The organism is Actinomyces gerencseriae DSM 6844 (assembly GCF_000429265.1).
Classification (GTDB): domain Bacteria; phylum Actinomycetota; class Actinomycetes; order Actinomycetales; family Actinomycetaceae; genus Actinomyces; species Actinomyces gerencseriae.
Genome location: NZ_KE386871.1, coordinates 151,917 through 172,277 on the forward strand (window position 1 = coordinate 151,917; position 20,361 = coordinate 172,277).

Consider the following 20,361-nt stretch of genomic DNA (forward strand, 5'->3'; position numbering starts at 1 on the left):
GGCCTCGGCCCGACCGGCCCGACCGACCGCAGAAGGGAGACGCCATCATGGGAGGCAGGACGACGCGCACGGCGCCGAGGATCCGCACCGCCGGTCCCGAGGACCTGGAGGCCGTCGCCGACCTTCTCACCGACGTCTTCCTGCCCGACCCGCTCATGAGCGCCATCGTCGCCGCGGCTCCCGACCCGCGGGCGGCCCTCGACCACCTCCACCGCGTCGAGCTGACCTCCCACTACCTGAGCGCGGACGAGACGGCGCGCGCGGACGCCAGGGTCGATCTGGCCGTCGATGACTCCGGCCGGCTGCTCGGCGCCACTCTGTGGGACGCCCCCGGCACCGGAGGCGGCCCCCGCGAGGTGGCCGGACCGCTCGGACCCGGAGGGGCGCTCCCGCCCGGACTGGACCCCGCGCTGCTCGGAGGCGCCTGGGACCTGTGCCTGCTCGACGGCGAGCTGTGCGAGGCGCACCGGCCGGCGGTCCCGCACTGGTACCTGTCCATGGTCGCCGTCGTCCCCGCGGCCAGGGGCACGGGCACCGGCAGCGCCCTGCTGCGCCGCGGCCTGGAACGGGTCGATGCCGACGACGCGCCCGCCCACCTGGAGTCCACCAGTCCCGGCTCGCGGCGCCTCTACGAGCGGCTCGGCTTCGAACGGGTCGCCGTGATCGAGGCCCCGCCCCTGCCGAGGTACTGGGCCATGACGCGCCCGGCCCGGAGCGCCCGCTGACCGATCGACGGCACGTCCGTCAACCGGGTCGGCGACCGCGCCGGGATCGGCCCGGAGCGCCCTCGCCCTCAGCGTCCTCGGGCGGCGACGGAGCAGCGGGGAAGGCCTTTGTACGGGGTTGCCGCTGCGACTAGGCTCACCGCGTGTCCGAAGCCCCTGCCGCCTCCGCGCGCCCGCCGCGTCCCTCCTGGGTGAACCTGTCGGCACGCACCGAGCTGACGGTCGCCCGTCGTCGTGTTCTCGATCTCATCGAGACGGCCCGCCACCCGATGACCGCCGCCGACGTCGCCTCCGCGCTGGGCCTCCACCACAACACCGTGCGCGAGCACCTCGATGCGCTCATCGACGCCGGTCTCGTCGAGGTCTCCACCAAGCCGACGGGACGACGCGGACGTCCCGCGCTGCGCTACGCCTCGACCGCCCCGAGTCCGACCGAGGTCCTGGACTCCTACCTCACTCTGCTCGACGCCATCTCCCAGACGCTGGGCACCTGCCCGCAGGCCCGCGAGCTCGCGCTGGAGATCGGGAGGCGCTGGGCGCGGATGACGCCGCCGCCGCAGGAGACCGAGGATCCGGACGGCGCGGCGACTCCCGCGCAGCGCGCCGCGAAACTGCTGCCGAACCTGTCCATGATGGGCTTCGAGCCCGAGCCACGGGGCGAGACCATCGTGCTCAGGGCCTGTCCCCTGGTCACCGACGACCGGGTCCCCCACCCGCTGGTGTGCGTCATGCACGAGGGCTACCTCAACGAGGTCTACGGGCGAACGGGGCCGGAGCCGTCCCCCGCCGACGAGACCGGCGCGCGCACGCGCCTGACGGTGGTGCCGCTGACGGAGGACGGCTGCCACGTCGACGTCGAGCCCCCGGCCCCACCCGCCTGAGCGGGGAGCCGCCGGCCCCTACGCGACGACGAGGCGCCCCATGGCCCCCTTCTCCATGTCGGCGAAGGAGTGGGAGACGAACGTGTAGCTGCCGGGCTCGAACACCTCGGCCTCGACGAAGCCGCCCTGGGCGGGCTGCAGGCCCAGCGCCTGCCCGCCGCCGGACCACGCGGCGCCGATCCGGTCCGGCCCGCCCAGGGTCCAGGCCCCCTCGAGGAACATCTGGTCGAACTGGAGCCCCACGCAGTGGAAGCTCATGGGCTGCGACGGCCCGGCGTTGAGCACCCAGAAGCGGACCCGCTCCCCGGTCCCGGCGGGCAGCGGCCGGTCGCGGTACTGGAAGGCGATCCCGTTGAAGGCGAACAGGTCGGGCGTCCTGGCGGCGACCTTGGCCGCGTCGGTCTCCCCGCCCTCGGGACCGAGGTAGATCTCGGACTGGATCATGAGGTACTCGCGATCGACCTCGCTCAGACCGGGCGGGTCGATGATGACGGCGCCGTGCATGCCGCTGGCCAGGTGCACGCTCATGGGCGGCGTCGAGCAGTGGTAGAGCCAGATGCCCGCGCGCCGGGCGACGAACTCGTAGACGAGTCGCTCACCGGGGTTGATCGAGCGCATGACCTCGTCCGGTGACACGGCGCCCGCGTGGAAGTCGAGGGAGTGGCTCATGGTGCCCTCGTTGACCAGGGTGATCCTGAAGGTGTCGCCCACCTTGCCGCGCAGGACCGGCCCGGGGACCCGGCCGTTGAAGGTCAGGCGCCTCTGGGTCGCCCCGCCCCCGACGTAGCCGACGAGCTCGGTGGCGGTGAAGGTGTGCTCGTGAAGCGTCGCCGTCCCCGTGGGGGGCGGGACCGCGTCGACGGCATCGAGGTCGTCGGGCAGGACCGCCGAGTAGTCGGGCGCCGCGTCGTCGGAGGAGGCCCCCGAGGACGCGGAGCCGTGACCGGCGTGGCCCGCCGCCCGAGCGCTCCGCCCACCGGCCGTGACATGGAGGACCATGCCCTGCGCGCGATGCCCGGCGATCGAGCACCAGCCCTCGAGCGGCCCGGCGACCACGCCCGCGTCGAGGGTGCCGGTGGCTCCCGCGGCGACGCGCCCGGTGGTGGCCGTGCCTCCGGCCGACAGCTCGAGGACCAGGTCGTGAACCTGATCGGAGGTGTTGTCCAGGGTGATGACGAGCCGGTCCCCCGGGGAGACGTCCACGGTGTCGGGCACGAAGCGCATGCCCTCGACGCTGATGGTGGTCTCGACGGTGTCGCCCGTGGCGCTCACCGGGCCCGTCCCCGAGCCGGCCCCGTCGCGGCCGCCGACGGCCGCGCCCACGACGACGGCGACGCCGGCGGTGAGAAGTCCGAGGAGCGCACCGCGGCGATCAACGGCGCGCGCGGCCCGGCGGGCGTCCTCGGCGCCCTGCGACGAGGACGCGGCGCGCCCCCGTCCGAAGGCGGGGGCCGTACCGGCGGTCACGGCCCCGCGGTGGGCCTGAGCGCCACCGGCCCGCGCACCGCCCGCGGCGGCGGGATCGACGGGAGTCTTCTCACTCATCAGCACTCTCCTGAATCCGAGGGGCCCGGGCGCGGCGGGTCTCCGGCCCGGCCTGCGAGGACGGCTCCCGGGCGGGTGAGCCGGACGACCCGGAGACCACCGGCGACGCCGGCGCCTCGGGGGTCGCGGTGGATGAAGCGGACGGATCGACGGGGATCGCCGAGGCGGCGACGCCCCTCGTCCCCCGGGTCCCCCGACGTCTCCTCCCCCGGGCCCGAGTCACGGCCTCGCGGACGCTCAGCCCCATCCCGACCGGGACGTAGGCGGCGACGGCGACGGCCGTGACGGCCCCGCTCAGGCGCACCCCCCAGGGCAGCGGGGTGAGCAGCGCCACGACGAGGCAGGCGTTGGTGGCGACGACCCTGTAGGCGGCCGCGCGATCCATGACGGCGTTGGTGACGCGCGTGGTCGCCGGCCCGCCGCCGAGCATGACGGGGCCGAGATAGCTCAGGGCCCCGGCCAGCACCTGCAGGGCGAAGCCCGCCGCCAGGAGCACGCGCACGCCGTGGATGACCTCCCGGGCGGCGGCGACCCGCTCCTGCGGCCCGGCGTCGCCGAGCGCCAGGGCGCCGATGCCCGTGCCGATCCGCACCACGCCGATGAGGAACCAGATGACCGCGGCGGCGGCCGAGGCGGTGGCGAAGGATGTGGGGGGCACGCGTCGAGCGGTCCTGACGGCGGGCACGACGACGCCGCAGGCCCCGGCGAGGTAGGCGATGGTGCCGGGCACGGCCAGCGCCGCGAGCAGCCCCGAGGAGGCTATGAGCGCGGTCCCCGTCACGAGCAGGGGCAGGCCGCGGCCGGTCCACCGCGGCGCCTCGGGCTCCATCCTGGTGCGCAGCATGGTCGGCCACAGCACGGTGAGCGTGCCGAGCACGGTGGTGCCGACGAAGCCCAGGACCATGGTGGTCGTGTGGGCCACGTAGAGGACGTCGGACAGGCGCGTCGCCCCGCGGGACTCGGTCCAGCTGGTGAGGTATCCGAGGACGGCCCCGAGCGCGAGGAGCGTCAGGGCGACGGCGTAGTGGATCGCCAGCGCTGCCAGGCGCGGTGCGACGGCGCGCCGGTACTGCACGAGGATCGCGACCGCTCCCGCCAGGGCGGCGAGCACGACGACCGCGACACCGGCCCCGGAGAGGACCGGCAGTCCCGCGGCGATCCCCACCAGGACGAGCGCCGTGCCCGCCCCGTGGGCGTACAGCCGGGCGTCGAGCAGGGCCGCCCCGCCCAGCGCCGGACGGTGGAGCAGGGTGTCGGCGAAGTGCGCCGACCACACCGTGATCGCCGAGCCGATGCCTCCGAGCAGGAGGGCGTGCAGAGGCAGCCAGGTGCCCCAGGAGGCCAGCGGCCCCCCGATGATGAGGACGGCGAGCACGCCGGCGAGCATGATCCAGGCCACGACGAGGGCATTGCGCCGCACCTGGGTGCTGCGGCGGGAGAGCCTGCGGGCCGGACGATCGCGCTCGTCCGGGGAGCGGGGCCCGCCGGTGGCGGCGGGCGCGGATCCCCCGCCGGCCCTGCCTCCCGGGCGGGAGGGCCGGCGGGGATCTCCGGCGGGGACGGGCACGGCTCAGGCCCTCCGCGCGGGCCCGACCGCGATCGAGCGGGGCCCGGCCGCCTCCGGCCGGTCGGCGTCGCTCGACCCCGCGACGGCGGGACGGGTGGCGGCCGGCAGGAGGAGGACGAGCGCCGCCACAGCGCCGGCAATGCCGGCAATGCCGGCAGCGCCGACGACGCCGGCAGCACCGGGTGCGTCCTGCCGCCACGCCGCGACGGCACCGCGTGCCCGGAAGACGATCAGGGCCGTCGAACCGGCGTGCAGCAGGACGAAGGGCAGCCACATGGCTCGGTGGTAGCGGAGACGGCGGCGAGTGACGGCGGAGACGATCCTGGGGGCGTGGGCCAGGACCATGGACGAGGCGCAGGCGACGGCGACGACCTGGACGACGACGTCGCCATCGGCAGGATGATCGGCGGGGTGGGCGGGGTCATGTCCCTGGCCGCCGTACCCGGCCGCGGGGACCGCTGCGGACTCGACGGAGCCAGCGCCCGGAGGGCCCAGGGTCCACAGCAGCCCGGCCGCGGCGAGCCAGAGGTATCCGGTGAGCGCGCAGGCCGCGGTGAGGCGCACGGCCCCGGCGACGCGGATCGTGCGACGGGCGATGTCGTAGCGCGCCATGACCGCGGCCAGGGCGAGCATGGCGGGGCCCATCACGAGGCGGGCCGCCCCGGCCGCGCTCAGCACGCAGGCGCCCAGCAGGGCGGCCGCCGACACCGTGCGCACGGTCTCCTCGACGATCGTGCCGGGCAGGGCGGCGCGGGCGAGCTCGAGCCGCTCGCCGACGATCGTCAGGAGGGGGAGGAGCAGCCACAGGGGGACGCAGATCTCGATCGCGAGGCCGCGGAGCCACAGCAGGTCCCCCGCCGTCAGGGCGACGGCGCCCATGGCCCCGAGATCCACGGCGACGGAGGCGGCGCGCCGGTGGAGGCGCACGTGGACCGCGCACAGGACCAGGGCGCCCAGGAGCGCCAGCACCCGGCCGGCGGGCCCGGGCACTCCGGCGACCAGGGCCAGCCAGCCCGTGGCACTGCCGGCGGGTGCGAGGAGGGCCCAGTCCGCACGCGCGGCCATGGCCCGCTCCAGCGCGACGACCGTGCCCAGGAGGCCGACGAGCACGAGGGGCCCGTGGAAGGCGACGAGCTCAGCGTCGTCGACCGGCGCCCGCGCACCCGGTCTCAGCAGGACGGCGTCGAGTCCGGCCAGGAGGCACGCACCGCCCGCGCCGAGGATGATGAGCCCGGGCACCAGCCGCGAGGCGCCGGGGCGGGACCGGGTCGGCGGCACCGACGCGCGCGGGGCCCGGGCGGAGGCGGCCGAACGCGGATCCCCCGACACGCTCACCTCACTTTTTTCCACACCGTCCACCGTAATAAAGTAGCAGCGGGCCGGGCAACGATCTCACGACGCGCTTCGGCTCACGTCGGAGATCGCGCACTCGGCGCGCCATCGACGGCGGCCGTACCCACGACGAGGAGCAAGGAGAGCGTCATGAGCGATACCCCCGATCTCATCCCGATCCGGGAGAAGAGGCGCACCCATGAGGGCTGCGGCTGCCAGGACCACGACCCCGACCGCCTCACCCTCGACGCCCGCGCCATCCCCCACCGCCTGCGCCACGCCGCCGTCATCGGTGCCGCCTCCTCGCTGAACGTGGGAGAGGGCTTCGACCTGCTCGCCCCTCACGTGCCCACACCACTGCTGAACCAGATCGATCAGCTGCCCTTCACCTTCCAGCACACCCTCCTGGAGGCCGAGGACGGCTTCGCCCGCGTCGAGATCCTGCGCGTCGCCTGACCGGCACCCGCGCGGCCAGCGGTCTCGGACGCTCCGGTCCCGGGATGGCCCCCTCGCGCATGGCCCCGTATTCTCGAACCGTGTTCCCCTCGCCCCGTGACGGTCGCGTCGTCGGGACGGTGGCGCGCACCCGGGCCGCGTCGCCGGTACCGGCGGCGCGCGTCGATTCGTCCGCGGGGCCGGGCTCCGGCGAGGGGCGCGCTCCGGCCCGCGATCCCGGCACGCCCGAGGAGGTGCCGGCGGCGTCGGGCGACGCGGTCCCCGATGAGCTGACCGACCGCTACGGGCGCACCGTGCGGGACCTGCGCCTGTCGATCACGGATCGCTGCAACCTGCGCTGCACCTACTGCATGCCCGCCGCGGGGCTCGAGTGGCTGCCGGCGCCCGGTCTGCTCACGGGCGCGGAGATCGCGAGGCTCGCGCGGGTGGCCGTTGAGCGCCTGGGAGTGGAGCGGATCCGGCTGACCGGCGGGGAGCCGCTCATGCGGCGGGATCTGGAGGCGATCGTCGCAGCGGTGGCGGGGCTGCGCACACGACGCGGCGTCAAGCCCGACATCGGCCTGACGACCAACGGGCTGGGCCTGGACAGGCGGGCCGACGGCCTGCGCAGGGCGGGCCTGGACCGGGTCAATGTCTCGATCGATACCCTGGACCCGGCGGAGTACGCGCGCGTGACCCGTCGCGACCGGCTCGACGGGGTCCTCCGCGGAGCGGCCGGAGCGCAGGAGGCCGGTCTGACCCCGGTCAAGATCAACGCCGTGGTCATGCCCGGCGCCCTCGGCGAGCGCGCACCGAGGCTGCTGGGCGAGTGCCTGAGGCGCGGCTGGATCCTGCGCTTCATCGAGCACATGCCCCTGGGGCCGCGCGAGTCGTGGCGGGCCGAGGAGGTGGTCGGCGCCGAGCGGGTGCTGGAGGCCCTGGACTCCGCGGGTTTCGAGCTGCGGGCCCGCGGACGGCCGGATCGCCGGCCGGCGGCCGTGTGGGACGTGGCCGCAGGAACGGATCGCGACGGATTCCACCCGGCCGGGACCGTGGGGATCATCGCCTCGGTGACGGCTCCGTTCTGCGCCGACTGCGACCGCACCCGCCTCACGGCCGACGGACGGCTCATGACCTGCCTGTTCTCGGCCCGGGAGACGGACCTGCGCGGGCCCATGCGCGCCGGCGCCAGCGACGACGAGCTCATTCGGATCTGGGCGGAGGCGACCTGGCGCAAGCCGCTGGCCCACGGCACGGACACCCCGGGACGGGCGGCCGACGGCGCGGATCATGGGGACGGCTTCGTGCGACCGGCTCGCACCATGTCCGCCATCGGCGGCTGACCGCGTCACGTCCCCGCGCCGAGAGCGGCCCGCCTCCGCAACGGGGTCGGTCCCGGGGCCGACCCCGACTCAGTCGTCGGGGCGGTCGAGCCAGATCCCGTCACCGTCCTCGACGCGGAAGGCGCCCGCGTCGAGCCTCTCCGCGATGTCGGAGAACCAGGCCGTGAAGGAGGGGAACTCGGGCTCGGGAGTGGGGCCGTCGATCGGCAGGCTGATGATCTGACCGACGTCCCCCGCCGGAAGGGGGTCGAGGTCGAGCGCGTAGCCGCGGCCCTCGGCGTCGGTGAACTGGAGCCAGCCCCGGCAGTTCATAACGGTTCTGACCTTGTCGGGGACCATCCAGTCGATGGAGGTCTCTCCGTCTCGCCCCTCGAAGATCCCGGCGCGCATGTCGGAGGTCCCGATCATCTCATCGACGCCGAGCAGGGTGTGGTGGTCGAAGAGGTCGAGAAGCCGGGTCGGGTTGTCCTGACCGTCGTGGCGACGCAGGCTCGCCACGACGTCGTCCGGCAGCTCGCGCCCGACCGTCGCGCGCAGGCGGTCGATGCCCTCGAAGGAGGCCGGGCCCCGAAGCGTGGCGGCGACCCTCGGCGCGCGCTCGGCCAGCACCCGCTCAACGACGTCCCACGCCGCGCTCACGTCCATGCGCTCACGTCCCCGCACCGCCCCTTCCGCGCTTCTCGCGCCGCATACCGGCCCACCCACAACGGCTCCGCGCTCCGGCTCGAGGCTACCAGGGACCGCGGGCGTGTGACATCCGCGTCACCCGTGCGATTGTCGCGATGATGGCCGATCATGGTCGGTACGGCGCCGTCCGACCCGCATCCCGCCCGCGGCGACGCTCATCAGGGACCCGGATCGAGAGGAGCCGACATGACCGTCCCGCCCGACGACGCGATCGAGGTCGAGCTGCGCTACTTCGCCGCGGCGGCCGAGGCCGCCGGACGCGCGGAGGAGCGCCTCGAGCTGCCCGCCGGCACGACGCTCGCCGCTCTGCGCGAGCGGCTCGCGGGCCGCGGCCTGGAGATGGCACGGGTCATCGGCGTCTCCAGCTGCCTGGTCAACGCGCTGTCGACGCCGGCGGACTCGCTCACCCCCCTGGCCGACGGCGACCGCATCGACGTCCTGCCGCCCTTCGCCGGAGGCTGAGGCGCGGCCGACCGCCGACGCCCGCTCAGGGGATGTTGGACCACTCGCGCGTGCCGTCGGCGAAGAGCTGGTGCTTCCACACCGGGAGGCGCTTCTTGACCTCCTCGACGATATCGCCGACGGCCTCGAAGGCCGGCGCGCGGTGGTCGGCGCTCACGGCGACGCCGAGCGCGGTGTCGCCGACCTCCAGGTCCCCGACGCGGTGGACGACGGCGAGCGCCCGCAGGCCGGGCCGCCCGGCGATGTCTCCGGCGATCCGGGCGATGACCTCCCCGGCGACCGGATGGGCCGAATACGTGATTTCGCTCACATTCCGCCCGCCGTCGTGGTCGCGCACCACGCCGTCGAAGGTGACGACGGCGCCGGCCGCCCGGTCCTCGACGGCGGCGGCGAGCCCCGGCACCGAGACCCGCCCGAGGACGACCTCGGCCCGCACGACGCGAGCGATCGTCCGGCCGCCCGACTCGGTCGTGCCGGTCGTGCCGATCCTGTCGGCCATAGTCGATCCTCCCGGGTGGTCCGCATCCGGGGCGCGTCGGCCCCTCCCGGAACGTTACACGCCGATGACCGCGCCGAGCGCATGGACGCCCCGGCGCCCGGTCGGCGCCCTCGTGTCATCCGCGCCCTGCACCATCCCGACCGCGGGCGGGCATGATGGCCCGGAGGCGACGTCGCGCCGCGGCCCGCCCGCGCGTATCGTCGTCGCCAGCACCGAAGGAGGACCATGTCCGAGCTGCTCGGTCCGGACGCCTACGTCGATGACGTCCTCGCCGCACTGACGCCCCTGCCCGCGACCGACGTCCCCGTGGCCGCGGCGCACGGCCTGGTGCTCGCCCAGGACGTCACGGCCGCCCTGCCGGTGCCGCCGTGGACCAACTCGGCCATGGACGGCTACGCGGTGCGGGCACGGGACACGGCCCCGGCCGCGCCCCGGGCGCCCGTCGTCCTGCCGGTGAGCGGGGACGTGCCGGCCGGCTCCGTCCCCGCGCCCCTGGTCCCCGGAACGGCCCAGCGGATCATGACCGGCGCCGTGCTGCCCGAGGGCGCCGACGCCGTCATCAGGGTCGAGGACACCGACCAGGAATCCGGCCCCCGGCCGCTGCCCGCCGAGGTCGAGGTCCGCGCCGCCGCCCGAGCGGGCCTCAACGTGCGCCGCGCGGGCGAGGACGTCGGCGTCGGGGACCGGGTCCTGGCGGCCGGTGCGCTCCTGTCGGCGACCGCCGTCTCCTCCCTCGCCTCGGTCGGTCTGGCCTCAGTGCGCGCCGTGCCGAGACCGCGGGTCGCCGTCGTGTCCACCGGCGCCGAGCTCGTCGATCCCGGCCGGCCGCTGCCCGCCGGCGCCGTGCCCGACTCCAACTCCGTGCTGCTGGCGGGGCTGATCGCCGAGCACGGCGCGTCGCTCGCGTCGGTGTCGCGCAGCGGCGACACCGCCGAGTCGCTGGCGGGCGCGCTCGTGAGAGCGGCTCGCGGGGCCGACCTCGTCGTCACCTCCGGCGGGATATCGGCCGGAGCCTTCGATCCTCTCATCATGCTGGCGGATGACGGCGCCTCGGACGGCCCGGTGCGGCTGCACCCCGCCAAGGTCGCCATGCAGCCGGGCAAGCCGCAGGGCCACGGCGCGGTGCGCGTGGAGGACGACGGGACTCAGCGGGAGGTGCCCATCATCGCCCTGCCGGGCAACCCGGTGAGCGTGCTCGTGTCCTTCACCACTATCGTCGCCCCGGCCCTGGCGCGCCTGGCCGGGCACGACGCCGCCGGCCCGGGCCCCGGACGGGCCGGGGACTCTCCGGGCCGGCGGGAGCCGCCGCTGCACGCGCGCGCCGCGGCCGCGTGGCGAACGCCCCCGGGCAGGCGCCAGTACATCCCCGTGCGCTTCGTCGACGCCCCGGCCCCGGCGTCTGCGGGCGCCCCGACGCGGGGCGCGGATCCCGGGGCCGAGCCCCGGTGGGTGGAGCCGACTCACCGCCTGGGCTCGGGCTCGCACCTCGTGGCCTCCCTATCGGCCGCCGAGGCGCTCGCCGTCGTGGGCGAGCACGTGCTCGAGGTCGCTCTCGGAGACCCGGTGGGCCTCATCGCGCTGAGCGCCCCGGCGGCACCGGGAGGGGCCTCCCGCCCCACGGCCCCGTCGCGCCCACCGACCCGCACCGGGCCCTGAACGGATCCGCACGCCCCGCTCCACCCGTGCTCGAAGGAATCACCATGACGGACCCGTCCCGCATCCGCCTGACTCACCTGGACGACGCCGGCGCCGCCCGTATGGTGGATGTCTCGGCCAAGACGCCCACGGTGCGCACCGCGAGCGCGACCGCCTTCGTGGCCTGCTCGCCGAGCACCGTCGCCGCGCTGCGCGACGGGACGGTCCCCAAGGGGGACGCGCTCGCCGTGGCGCGCGTGGCCGGCATCGCGGCCGCCAAGAGGGTTCCCGAGCTGCTCCCCCTGGCGCACGTCATCGGCGTGCACGGCTGCCGGGTGGACCTGACCGTCGAGGAGGGGGGCGTGCGCGTCTCCTCGACCGTGCGCACGGCGGACCGCACGGGGGTGGAGATGGAGGCGCTGACCGCCGCGACCGTCGCGGGTCTGGCGATCGTGGACATGGTCAAGGGAGTGGACCGCGGTGTGATGCTGCGCGAGGCGGCGGTGACGGCGAAGTCGGGCGGCCGCTCGGGCGACTGGGCGCGCCCGGCCGACTGACGACGCGGTCGGCCACCGGGAGGAACGATCCGACGACGTCCGCCCGCGCGGACGGCCTCCCGTCATCGGCGGAATCCGCCGGGCTCGACCGGCTCCGCGCCGCCCTCCCCTGTTGCCGCGCGCGCGAACGCGCTAACCTCGTTCTGGTACAGGCGTGCCACTCCGGGTTCCGGTCGGCCGCCGGACCCCGCCGAGGCGAAGGAGCAGGACGTGGATGAGGGCACCGTCGCGCGTGCGCGGCCGCGCGACACCGGGGGCGCCTCCGGCGTCGCGGACCCGACCGCCGCCGAGACCGCGGACTCCGCTCCCCCGAGCACCAGGGCCGCCGGGGCCGGTGGACCCGTGGCGCCCGATCCCATCGCGCCCGACACCGACGTCCTGGTGCGCAAGAACCGCAGCCTGGCCCGCGCCCTGGCGTCGGCGCGCCGGGAGCTGGCCGCCGCCCAGGAGGAGATCGAGCGCCTGACCGCGCCCCCGCTCTCCTTCGCCACGCATGCGGGCGTCGTCGACGCCATGGCCCGCACCATCGACGTCATCGTGGCGGGCAGGCGGATGCGGGTGACGGCGTCGTCCGCCCTGCCCCTGGGAGGCCTGGAGCCCGGCACCGCCCTCGTCCTGGACGAGCGCCTCAACGCGGTGGCCACCGCCGAGCCGAACGACGTCGGCGAGCTCGTCAGCGTCGAGCAGCTCCTGGACGAGCGCCACGTCCTGGTCGCCGTGCGCAGCGAGGACACCCGCGTCCTGCGCCTGTCCCCCGGCCTGCTCTCCATCCGCCTGCGTCCCGGCGACGCCCTCATGGCCGATCTCAAGGACGGCGTCGCCCTGCGCCGCGTCGCCCGCCGCGAGGTCGAGGACCTCCTCCTGGACGACTCCCCCGACACCTCCTGGGAGATGATCGGCGGTCTGGACGCGACCATCGAGCGCATCCGCGACGCCATCGAGCTGCCCATGGCCCACCCCGAGCTCTACGTCGAGCACCGCCTGCGCCCGCCGCGGGGCCTGCTGCTCTACGGCCCGCCGGGGGTCGGCAAGACCCTCATCGCCAGGGCCGTGGCCACGTCCCTGGCGCGCACCACCGGCCAGCGCACCCACTTCCTCAACATCAAGGGCCCCCAGCTGCTGGACAAGTACGTCGGGGAGACCGAGCGGCGCATCCGCCTCATCTTCACCCGCGCCCGCGACAAGGCGGTCCGCGGCATCCCCGTGGTCGTCTTCTTCGACGAGATGGAGTCCCTGTTCCGCACCCGCGGCACGGGGGTGTCCAGCGACGTCGAGACCACGGTGGTCCCCCAGCTGCTCGCCGAGATCGACGGCGTGGAGGAGATGCGCAACGTCATCGTCATCGGCGCCTCCAACCGCGAGGACATGATCGACCCGGCGATCCTGCGACCCGGTCGCCTCGACGTGCGCATCCGCATCGACCGGCCCGACCGCGAGGCGAGCCGCCAGATCCTGGAGCGCTACCTCACCGAGGACCTGCCTCTCCACCCCGACGAGCTCGCCGCCGCCGGATCGGCGGGCGGTGCCGTGCGGGCCATGGGCGAGGCGCTGCTGGACGGACTGTTCTCCCGCAGCCCGAGCACCGCGGTCCTGGAGGTCCACCGGCGCTCGGGGGCGGTCGAGACCTGGCACCTGGCCGACCTGGTCTCCGGGGCCATGATCGCCTCGGTCGTCGAGCGCGCCAAGGCCTCCGCCGTCAAGGACGCCCTGGCGGGCCGCCGCGGTCTGACGACCGCTCATCTCCTGGACGCCCTGCACGCCGAGGTGGCCGAGTCCGCCGAGCTGCCCGGCGCCTCCGACCCCGAGGAATGGGCGCGCGTCATCGGGCGCGGGCGGCGCGCCGACCCCGTCATCGCACTCGCCCCGGCCCGCGGGAAGGAGACCGGATGATCACCGTGCGCAGGATCATGGGCGTGGAGACCGAGTACGCCCTCATCGACCGCGACGACCCGAGCGCCGACCCCGACCGACTGGCCCGCGCCCTGCTGTTCGCCTACGCGCGCGAGGCGGCCGCCGGCGGCGCGCCGTCCACGGACCACGTGCCGGCCGACGCCGGCCGGGAGCTGCTGGCCGGCGCCGGCTGCCGCTTCGACTACTCCGGCGAGCTGCCCACCAGGGACGCGCGCGACGGCGCCGACCACGACCTGGCCCCCGAGGCTCGCACGGACAGGGAGGCGGGGGCGGTCCTGACCGGCTCGCCCACGCGCTGGGTCAAACGGGTGGCGCCCTTCGAGGCGCATTACTACCGGGGCTCGGCCAGCCACGCCGTCAACGGGGCCCGGCTCTACGTGGACCACACCCATCCCGAGTACGCCTCCCCCGAGGCCCTCGGCCCCCGCGAGGCGGTTCTGTACGACAAGGCCGGCGATCTGCTCATGCACCGTGCCGAGACCGCCCTGGGCCGCCGGCGCGGCTCGCGGATCCAGGTCATCAAGAACAACACCGACGGTCACGGCGCCGCCTGGGGCGCCCACGAGTCCTACGCGGTGCGCCGCTCCGTGCCCTGGGAGCTGCTCACCTCCGTCATCCTGCCCTTCTTAGTCACCCGGCAGGTCATCGGCGGCTCCGGGCGGGTCGGCATCGGCCCCGATGGGCTCACGCCCGGCTTCCAGGTCTTCGCGCGCGCCGACTACGTCGAGCAGGAGGTCTCGCTCTACACCACCCGCGAGCGCCCCATCGTCAACACCCGCGACGAGCCGCACGCCGACGCGGGCCTCTGGCGCCGCCTGCACGTCATCACCGCCGACTCCTCGAACCTGGCGATCACGGGCCTGCTGCGCACCGGCTCCATGGCGGCGCTGCTGTCCCTGATCGAGGAGCATCCGGAGCGGGCGCGCGCCCTGGCCGAGCGCTTCGCCTTCGCCGACCCGGTCGGCGCACTGCGCGCCTTCTCCCACGACCCCGATCTGCGGGTGCGCTGCGACCTGGCGGCCGGGGGCGCGGCGAGCGCGCTGGAGGTCCAGCGCGCCTTCCTCACGGAGATCCGCGCCGCCGCCCGACCGGACGGGGCGGCGGATGGCGCGTCCGAGGGGCCCGACGAGGAGACCGCCGAGCTCCTGGCGCTGTGGGGCGAGGCCCTCGACGCCCTGGAGCGCTCCCCGCTGCGGGCCGCGCACCTGGTGGAGTGGTGCGCCAAGCTGGCGGTGCTGGAGCGCCTGCGCGCCCGTTACGGCTGCGGCTGGGACGACCCCCGTATCCGGGCCGCCGACCTGCAGCTCGGCGTCGTCGATCCTGCGACCTCGCTCGCGGCCGCCCTGGAGCGGGCGGGCTCGGTGCGCCGGGTCGTGGACGATCAGGCGGTGCGCGCCGCGGTCGAGCGGGCTCCCGCCGATACCCGGGCCGGTGGGCGGGCCGCGTTCCTGCGGGCCTTCCCCGACCGGGTGTGGGCGGCGAGCTGGACCTCCCTGGTGGTGGACACCGGCGGGACCGACCTGCTGCGGGTGAGCCTGCCCGACCCGACCCACCCGACGGCGGCGGAGGCGGAGCGGGCCCTCGGGCGCGGTGCGGGCGGTGACCGGGGCGCCGAGGGCGGGGCCGACGACGATCGGGGCGCGAGTCTCGTCTCGGCGCTGGAGGCGCTGGGAGTCGAGATCCCCGAGGAGCCGCGCACCTACGCCTGGGACGAGGGCTTCTACGCCGACTCCGCCCCGGGGACCCCCGGTCCCCGGGAGTCCGCCGCCACGGCGCCGGTGGGCGACGACGGCGCCGCGCACTAGGCTCGGCGCGGTGACGTGCGGGAACGAGCACAGGGACAGCACAAGGAGGCAGTGACATGGCAGATCGCATCCACAAGGAGGTCTCGCGCGAGGACGCCCCCGAGCCCGAGCCGGCCCCGGCGCCGGTGGCGCCCAGCGCCGCGGCCCAGGGGCTGGACGAGGTCCTGGACGGGATCGACGACGTCCTGGAGGTCAACGCGCTGACCTTCGTGCAGAGCTTCCGGCAGAAGGGCGGCCAGTGAGCCCTGCCCCCGCCGGGCGCCTGCACCGCGCCGTGGGGATCGAGACCGAGTACGGGATCACCAGCGCCCACCTCGCCCCCGGCCGCGACGGCGCGCCGTTGAGCGTCGAGGAGGCGGTGCGGGAGGTCTTCCGCGACGTCTCCTCCCCGCGCAGCGGAACGCATCGCTTCACCGCCGCGGGGGCGCGCCTGTACATCGACGTCGGCATGCACCCGGAGTACGCGGGGCCGGAGTGCGTGTGGACGACCGACGTGGTGGCCCAGGACCTGGCCGGCGACGCGGTGCTGGCCTCGATGACCCGCACCGCCAACGCCCGTCTGGAGTCCCGCGGCGCGCGCATCCACCTGCTCAAGTCGAACACGGACGCGTGGGGCGCCACCTTCGGCTGCCACGAGAACTACCAGGTCAGGCGCGACGCGGCCCTGCCCATGGGCGGGCTGGTGGGGCTGCTGGCGGCCCGCCAGATCCTCGCCGGCGCCGGGGCGCTGCCCATCGACCGGGGCGGGCGGGCAGATGCGGACGGCGGGAACGGCACCGCCGGCCCGCTCGGAGCCTCCGGTGCCGGAGGCGCTGACGGCGCTGACGGCGCCGACGGCGCTGATCACCCGCTGGGTCCCATGCGCTACTCGGCGCGCGCCGACCACGTCCACGGCGCGACCTCGGCCGACCCCACCCGCGAGCGCGCCTTCGTCAACACCCGCGACGAGCCGCACGCCGACGCGAGCCGCTGGCGCCGCCTGCACGTGGTCGCCGCGGACTCCGCGGTCAGTCCCTGGACGACCGCGCTCAAGGTCGTCCTGATGGACGCCGCCCTGACCCTGGTCGAGCGCGGCGAGTGGAGCCTGGCCGAATGCGAGCTGGCCGCCCCGGCGCGCGCCGCCCGCGTGTGGAACCGGGAGCCGAACACGCCCTGCGAACGAGCCGACGGGCGCAGCGCCATCACCTGCCCGGAGCTGCTGGAGCTCGTCCTGGAGCGGCTGGCGGCCCTGCCCGCGGACGAGACCGACGAGCTGACCGCGCGCGTGCTCGACCTGGCGGGGCGGGGCGCGCGGGCCCTGCGCTCAGGGCAGTCGGAGCCCGTGGCCACCGAGCTGGACTGGGCGATCAAGCACCGGGTCCTGGCGCGGGTCGCCGAGCGCGCCCCCGCCGGCTGGCGGGATGCGCGGGTGCGGCGCGCCGAGCTGGCCTACCACGACCTGTCGGCGGACGCCGGCCTGCGCGAGGCGCTGACCTCCGCCGGGCTCATGACGCCCCTCGTGGCGCCGCAGGAGGTGACCGCGGCCCGTGCCCGACCGCCCCGTGGGACCCGGGCCGGGCTGCGCGGGCGCGTGGTCGCGGCCTGCGAGCGCACCGGGAGGGTCGCCTCCATCGGTTGGGCGCACGTGCGTCTGGACGATCCGCCCCGCCCCCAGATCGATCTGCCGGACCCGCTGCGCACCGAGAGCGAGGACGTGGAGACGCTCCTGGACGAGATCGACGCCCTGGGACCCGCATGAGCGAGGAGGCCGAGGAGGGCGACGACGCGGAGGGCTCGCCCCTCCCGCAGGGGGAGGCGATCGGCGCCGCCGGCGCCATCAGTGCCATCAACGACATCAACGCCGTCGGCACCATCGATGCCGGCGGTGCTGCCGATGCCGCCGGCGCCATTGATGTCGTCGTGCTGGCGGGCGGGACCGGGCGCAGGCTCGGCGGGGCCTCCAAGCCCGACGTCGTCGCGCGCGGGGCCCGACTGCTCGATCACGTCCTGACCGGGCTGGCGGCGCTGTCGGGGCCGTCCCGGTCGTCCTGTCCGGCGGGTTCGGCAGGACGGGTCGGGCGCTCCGGGCCCTCGGGGGCCGGCGCCCCGAGGCCGGGTCGCGTCGTCGTCGTGGCGCCCGAACGGGTGGCGCTGCCCCCCGGCGTGCTGCGCGCGCTGGAGGACCCGCCGCTGGGCGGCCCGGTCGCCGGGATCGCCGCCGGCCTCGCGCGGCTGGCCGAGGCCCCCGGACCGGCGGGATCGGTCGGACCGGCGGCGCTGACCGCCGTCATCACCTGCGACGCACCCGAGTCCTGGCGCGCCCTGCCCGTCCTGATGGCGGCGGTCGGGAGCCCCGGGTGCCCCGGCGACGGGGCCTGCGCCCTGGCGGGCGGCCACGTCCAGTACCTGCTCGGCGTCTACCGCACAGCGGCGCTGACCCGGTGCGTGGCGCCGGACGGCCTGGCGCTGCGGGACGTCCCGGTGCGCGGAGCCCTCGGGCGCCTGGCGGTGGCGCACGTGGACCTGGGCGAGTTGCGCGCCGCGGCGCGCGATCTCGACACCTGGGAGGAGGTCCGCGCCTGGGCCCGGGAGTGAGCGGGCCGAGCAGCGCCGATGACCGGCCGCCGGGCCGGCGGCCGCCTCAGTAGCATGTCACCGGCATGTCACCGGCATGTCACCGGCATGTCACTGGCGCATCAGCCGCGCTCACGGCGGCGCCCCGGAGGGCCCCTCAGTGGTCGCCGCCCCGGAGCTGCTCCAGGACGTGCGGCACGAGCGGGCCGATGACGGCCACGGTGTCCTCGACCCCGCCTCGCGAGCCGGGAGCGTTGACCACGAGGGCGCCGGCGTCGTCGCGACCCGTGACGCCCACCAGGCCCCGCGACAGGCCGGCCAGCGGCGTCTTGGTCAGCCCGTGGGCGCGGATCTGCGCCTCGAGGCCCTCCATCCGGGCCGCGAGGAGGGGCGCGGTGCCCTCCGGCGTGAGATCGCGCGGCGTGATCCCGGTCCCTCCGGTGGTCAGCACCACCCGGGCACCGGCGGCGACGGCCTCCCGGACGGCCTCGCGCACCGGCTCGGCCCCGTCGGGCACGACGCGCACCGCCTCGACGATGACGTCGTGCTCGGCCAGGAGCCGGGCGGCCAGTGGTCCCGAGACGTCCTCGCGCTGTCCGGCGGCGCAGCGATCGGAGACGGTGATGACCGCGCCCGCGACGGGCTCGGGCAAGGGCCGGAGGGACTTCTGGACGATGGGGGCGGGGCGGGACCCGGGCTGGGACTCGGGCTCGGGCTCGGGCGGAGAGACGGGTCGGGGCTGGAACTGGCTCATGGAGCCACCGTAACTGCGCAAGGCCGCGCACCGGCCCGCGACAACGGGCGGATCCCCATATAGATCACACGCGCTTTTCTATAACCAGAGGAGAACCGTGACAAACCGCGGCCCCGATTCCGCCGGATTCCCCCGCCCCCTGCGGCCTCGCACCGGCCGTGGCGCGCACCACGGCCCGTGGGTCATTCTTGTTCCGAGCGTCGAAGAGGATGCCCCGGTGCCTCGGGGCCTGCCGGACGACGCGGCCCGGGCGCCTCCCCTTCATCGACAGGAGCAGCAGTGAGTCAGTCCGACACCAGCAGCCCCGACACCGCGGGCCGCACCCTGAACGGCTGGAACCCGGAGGAGCCCGGGGGCTGGGACCGCGGGATCGCCTGGAGAACCCTGACGATCACGACCTTCTCCATGGTCATCGCCTTCTGCGTCTTCTTCCTCGTCTCGGCGATCGCCCCGAAGCTCAGGCTCATCGGCTTCGACCTCACGGCCGGCCAGCTCTACTGGCTGACGGCCATGCCGGGACTGTCCGGCGGGCTCATCCGTCTGATCTACATGTTCCTGCCGCCGATCATGGGCACCCGCAGGCTCATCGGCATCTCGTCCCTGCTCTATCTCATCCCCATGCTCGGCTGGTTCGTCGCCGTGCAGGACACCTCCACCCCCTACCCCGTGCTGCTGCTCCTGTCCTTCCTGTGCGGCATCGGCGGGGGCACGTTCTCCGGCTACATGCCCTCGACCGGCTACTTCTTCCCCAAGCGGCTGTCGGGCACCGCCCTCAACGTCCAGGCGGGCCTGGGCAACCTGGGCATGTCGATCATCCAGGTCGTCGGCCCCTGGCTCATGGGCTTCGGCCTGCTGGGCATCACCTTCATCGCCCCGCAGCGCGAGGCGGGCGACCACGAGATCTTCGTGCACAACGCCGCCATCTTCTTCGCGCCCTGGACCATCCTGGCGACCGTGCTCGCCTTCACGCTCCTCAAGGACGTCCCGGTCAAGGCCAACATCCGCCAGCAGATCGACATCTTCGGCAACGCCGACACGTGGTGCATGACGATGCTCTACGTGCTGACCTTCGGCCTGTTCTCCGGTTTCTCCGCCCAGTTCGGCCTGCTGATCAACAACACCTTCGGGGCCTCCTCCCCACTGGCGCAGGCCGGCTACCAGAACCTGCCGCTGGGAGCCTCCTACGCCTTCCTCGGCCCTCTCATCGGCTCGCTGGTCCGCGTGATCTGGGGGCCCCTGTGCGACAGGGTGTCGGGAGGCTTCTGGACCTTCGTCTCAGCCGTGGGCATGGCCATCACCCTGGGCTGGGCGGCGCTCTACCTGCACCCGAGCGACCCGTCCGCCTTCACGCCCTTCCTGTGGGCCATGCTCATCATGTTCTTCTTCGCGGGCATCGGCAACGCCGGCACCTTCAAGCAGATGCCGATGATCATGCCCAAGCGCCAGGCGGGCGGCGCCATCGGCTTCACGGCCGCCGTGGCCTGCTTCGGCCCCTTCTTCGTGGGCGCGGCCCTGTCGGCGATGGACGCCGCCGCCTGGTTCTGGATCTGCGCCGCCTACTCGGCCCTGTGCGCCGTCATCTGCTGGATCCGCTACGCCCGCCCGGGCGCGCCCTTCCCGGGCTGACCCGCGCACGACGGCGGGCCTCCCGCAGCGCCCCGCCACCCGCA

Annotated in this window: 19 protein-coding genes; 13 read left to right on the top strand and 6 right to left on the bottom strand. The window is 75.2% G+C overall.

Translation table 11 applies throughout. The annotated features are described in order from the left end of the window. Window positions 1–47: 47 nt before the first annotated feature. Both G448_RS0110200 and G448_RS0110205 read left to right on the top strand, forming a co-directional pair. Window positions 48–725, top strand: coding sequence for a GNAT family N-acetyltransferase (locus tag G448_RS0110200; protein ID WP_026407886.1), 678 nt, complete (start codon window positions 48–50; stop codon window positions 723–725). A gap of 143 nt (window positions 726–868) precedes the next feature. After that, window positions 869–1,606 (top strand): helix-turn-helix transcriptional regulator, encoded by a 738-nt coding sequence (locus G448_RS0110205; RefSeq protein ID WP_026407887.1) that lies wholly within the window; start codon window positions 869–871, stop codon window positions 1,604–1,606. A gap of 18 nt (window positions 1,607–1,624) precedes the next feature. Here G448_RS0110205 and G448_RS0110210 read toward each other — a convergent pair whose 3' ends face one another. Genes G448_RS0110210 through G448_RS16210 form a run of 3 tightly spaced genes read right to left on the bottom strand, consistent with a single transcriptional unit; the run spans window position 1,625 to window position 6,068 of the window. Beyond that, on the bottom strand, window positions 1,625–3,151 hold the full coding sequence (locus G448_RS0110210) for a multicopper oxidase domain-containing protein (RefSeq protein ID WP_026407888.1): 1,527 nt from the start codon (window positions 3,149–3,151) through the stop codon (window positions 1,625–1,627). Continuing rightward, complete coding sequence (locus tag G448_RS16205; protein WP_084436647.1) at window positions 3,144–4,718, bottom strand: hypothetical protein; 1,575 nt, start codon at window positions 4,716–4,718, stop codon at window positions 3,144–3,146. Before G448_RS16205 ends, G448_RS0110210 begins: the two co-directional genes overlap by 8 nt. Before the next feature lie 3 nt (window positions 4,719–4,721). Further along, a complete protein-coding gene (locus G448_RS16210) occupies window positions 4,722–6,068 on the bottom strand; it encodes a hypothetical protein (protein ID WP_084436702.1) in 1,347 nt (448 codons plus the stop codon). A gap of 132 nt (window positions 6,069–6,200) precedes the next feature. Here G448_RS16210 and G448_RS0110225 point away from each other — a divergent pair, with 132 nt between their 5' ends. Next, window positions 6,201–6,506: a DUF2249 domain-containing protein gene (locus G448_RS0110225; RefSeq protein ID WP_026407889.1), complete on the top strand. Its 306-nt coding sequence runs from the start codon at window positions 6,201–6,203 to the stop codon at window positions 6,504–6,506. Window positions 6,507–6,586: 80 nt separating this feature from the next. After that, window positions 6,587–7,828, top strand: a complete 1,242-nt coding sequence (gene moaA / locus G448_RS0110230; RefSeq protein WP_026407890.1) for a GTP 3',8-cyclase MoaA — start codon at window positions 6,587–6,589, stop codon at window positions 7,826–7,828. A 69-nt stretch (window positions 7,829–7,897) separates the two neighbouring features. Here moaA and G448_RS0110235 read toward each other — a convergent pair whose 3' ends face one another. After that, the gene (locus G448_RS0110235; protein WP_026407891.1) at window positions 7,898–8,473 is read right to left on the bottom strand and encodes an SMI1/KNR4 family protein; all 576 of its coding nucleotides are present in this window, start codon (window positions 8,471–8,473) and stop codon (window positions 7,898–7,900) included. A gap of 228 nt (window positions 8,474–8,701) precedes the next feature. Between G448_RS0110235 and G448_RS0110240 the strand changes: the two genes are divergently transcribed. Continuing rightward, complete coding sequence (locus tag G448_RS0110240) at window positions 8,702–8,977, top strand: MoaD/ThiS family protein (protein WP_026407892.1); 276 nt, start codon at window positions 8,702–8,704, stop codon at window positions 8,975–8,977. 25 nt (window positions 8,978–9,002) lie between these two features. Here G448_RS0110240 and G448_RS0110245 read toward each other — a convergent pair whose 3' ends face one another. Beyond that, on the bottom strand, window positions 9,003–9,476 hold the full coding sequence (locus tag G448_RS0110245) for a molybdenum cofactor biosynthesis protein MoaE (RefSeq protein WP_051268905.1): 474 nt from the start codon (window positions 9,474–9,476) through the stop codon (window positions 9,003–9,005). Window positions 9,477–9,701: 225 nt separating this feature from the next. Between G448_RS0110245 and G448_RS16215 the strand changes: the two genes are divergently transcribed. From G448_RS16215 to mobA, 7 genes are all read left to right on the top strand, one after another. Next, window positions 9,702–11,132, top strand: a complete 1,431-nt coding sequence (locus G448_RS16215) for a molybdopterin molybdotransferase MoeA (protein ID WP_084436649.1) — start codon at window positions 9,702–9,704, stop codon at window positions 11,130–11,132. Between the two features lie 44 nt (window positions 11,133–11,176). After that, window positions 11,177–11,668 carry a cyclic pyranopterin monophosphate synthase MoaC gene (gene moaC / locus G448_RS0110255; RefSeq protein WP_026407894.1) on the top strand — a complete coding sequence of 164 codons (492 nt, stop codon included), beginning with the start codon at window positions 11,177–11,179 and terminating at the stop codon, window positions 11,666–11,668. Window positions 11,669–12,010: 342 nt separating this feature from the next. Beyond that, the gene (arc, locus tag G448_RS0110260; protein WP_425393660.1) at window positions 12,011–13,558 is read left to right on the top strand and encodes a proteasome ATPase; all 1,548 of its coding nucleotides are present in this window, start codon (window positions 12,011–12,013) and stop codon (window positions 13,556–13,558) included. Continuing rightward, on the top strand, window positions 13,555–15,384 hold the full coding sequence (locus G448_RS16220; RefSeq protein WP_034495046.1) for a proteasome accessory factor PafA2 family protein: 1,830 nt from the start codon (window positions 13,555–13,557) through the stop codon (window positions 15,382–15,384). Before arc ends, G448_RS16220 begins: the two co-directional genes overlap by 4 nt. 56 nt (window positions 15,385–15,440) lie before the next feature. Next, complete coding sequence (locus tag G448_RS0110270; protein ID WP_026407896.1) at window positions 15,441–15,626, top strand: ubiquitin-like protein Pup; 186 nt, start codon at window positions 15,441–15,443, stop codon at window positions 15,624–15,626. After that, the gene (locus G448_RS0110275) at window positions 15,623–17,122 is read left to right on the top strand and encodes a proteasome accessory factor PafA2 family protein (RefSeq protein ID WP_026407897.1); all 1,500 of its coding nucleotides are present in this window, start codon (window positions 15,623–15,625) and stop codon (window positions 17,120–17,122) included. The genes G448_RS0110270 and G448_RS0110275 overlap by 4 nt, the downstream gene beginning before the upstream one ends. Next, entirely contained in the window at window positions 17,119–17,958 is an 840-nt protein-coding gene (gene mobA / locus G448_RS0110280; protein ID WP_245572288.1) for a molybdenum cofactor guanylyltransferase, read from the top strand. The genes G448_RS0110275 and mobA overlap by 4 nt, the downstream gene beginning before the upstream one ends. 136 nt (window positions 17,959–18,094) lie before the next feature. On the opposite strand, the gene G448_RS0110285 is transcribed toward mobA, so the two are convergent. After that, window positions 18,095–18,691, bottom strand: a complete 597-nt coding sequence (locus G448_RS0110285) for a MogA/MoaB family molybdenum cofactor biosynthesis protein (RefSeq protein ID WP_084436651.1) — start codon at window positions 18,689–18,691, stop codon at window positions 18,095–18,097. A 279-nt stretch (window positions 18,692–18,970) separates the two neighbouring features. On the opposite strand from G448_RS0110285, the gene G448_RS0110290 reads away from it, so the two are divergent. Continuing rightward, window positions 18,971–20,317: an MFS transporter gene (locus G448_RS0110290; protein WP_084436653.1), complete on the top strand. Its 1,347-nt coding sequence runs from the start codon at window positions 18,971–18,973 to the stop codon at window positions 20,315–20,317. Window positions 20,318–20,361: the final 44 nt, after the last annotated feature.

What these genes read in the sequence shown, in the direction of transcription:
- G448_RS16215 (WP_084436649.1), top strand. Translation starts at nt 9,702, where the DNA reads ATGTCCGAGCTGCTCGGTCCGGACGCCTACGTCGATGACGTCCTCGCC.
- G448_RS0110240 (WP_026407892.1), top strand. Translation starts at nt 8,702, where the DNA reads ATGACCGTCCCGCCCGACGACGCGATCGAGGTCGAGCTGCGCTACTTC.
- mobA (WP_245572288.1), top strand. Translation starts at nt 17,119, where the DNA reads ATGAGCGAGGAGGCCGAGGAGGGCGACGACGCGGAGGGCTCGCCCCTC.
- moaC (WP_026407894.1), top strand. Translation starts at nt 11,177, where the DNA reads ATGACGGACCCGTCCCGCATCCGCCTGACTCACCTGGACGACGCCGGC.
- G448_RS0110270 (WP_026407896.1), top strand. Translation starts at nt 15,441, where the DNA reads ATGGCAGATCGCATCCACAAGGAGGTCTCGCGCGAGGACGCCCCCGAG.
- G448_RS0110210 (WP_026407888.1), bottom strand. Translation starts at nt 3,151, where the DNA reads ATGAGTGAGAAGACTCCCGTCGATCCCGCCGCCGCGGGCGGTGCGCGG.
- G448_RS0110235 (WP_026407891.1), bottom strand. Translation starts at nt 8,473, where the DNA reads ATGGACGTGAGCGCGGCGTGGGACGTCGTTGAGCGGGTGCTGGCCGAG.
- G448_RS16220 (WP_034495046.1), top strand. Translation starts at nt 13,555, where the DNA reads ATGATCACCGTGCGCAGGATCATGGGCGTGGAGACCGAGTACGCCCTC.
- G448_RS0110245 (WP_051268905.1), bottom strand. Translation starts at nt 9,476, where the DNA reads ATGGCCGACAGGATCGGCACGACCGGCACGACCGAGTCGGGCGGCCGG.
- G448_RS0110285 (WP_084436651.1), bottom strand. Translation starts at nt 18,691, where the DNA reads ATGAGCCAGTTCCAGCCCCGACCCGTCTCTCCGCCCGAGCCCGAGCCC.
- G448_RS0110200 (WP_026407886.1), top strand. Translation starts at nt 48, where the DNA reads ATGGGAGGCAGGACGACGCGCACGGCGCCGAGGATCCGCACCGCCGGT.
- G448_RS0110225 (WP_026407889.1), top strand. Translation starts at nt 6,201, where the DNA reads ATGAGCGATACCCCCGATCTCATCCCGATCCGGGAGAAGAGGCGCACC.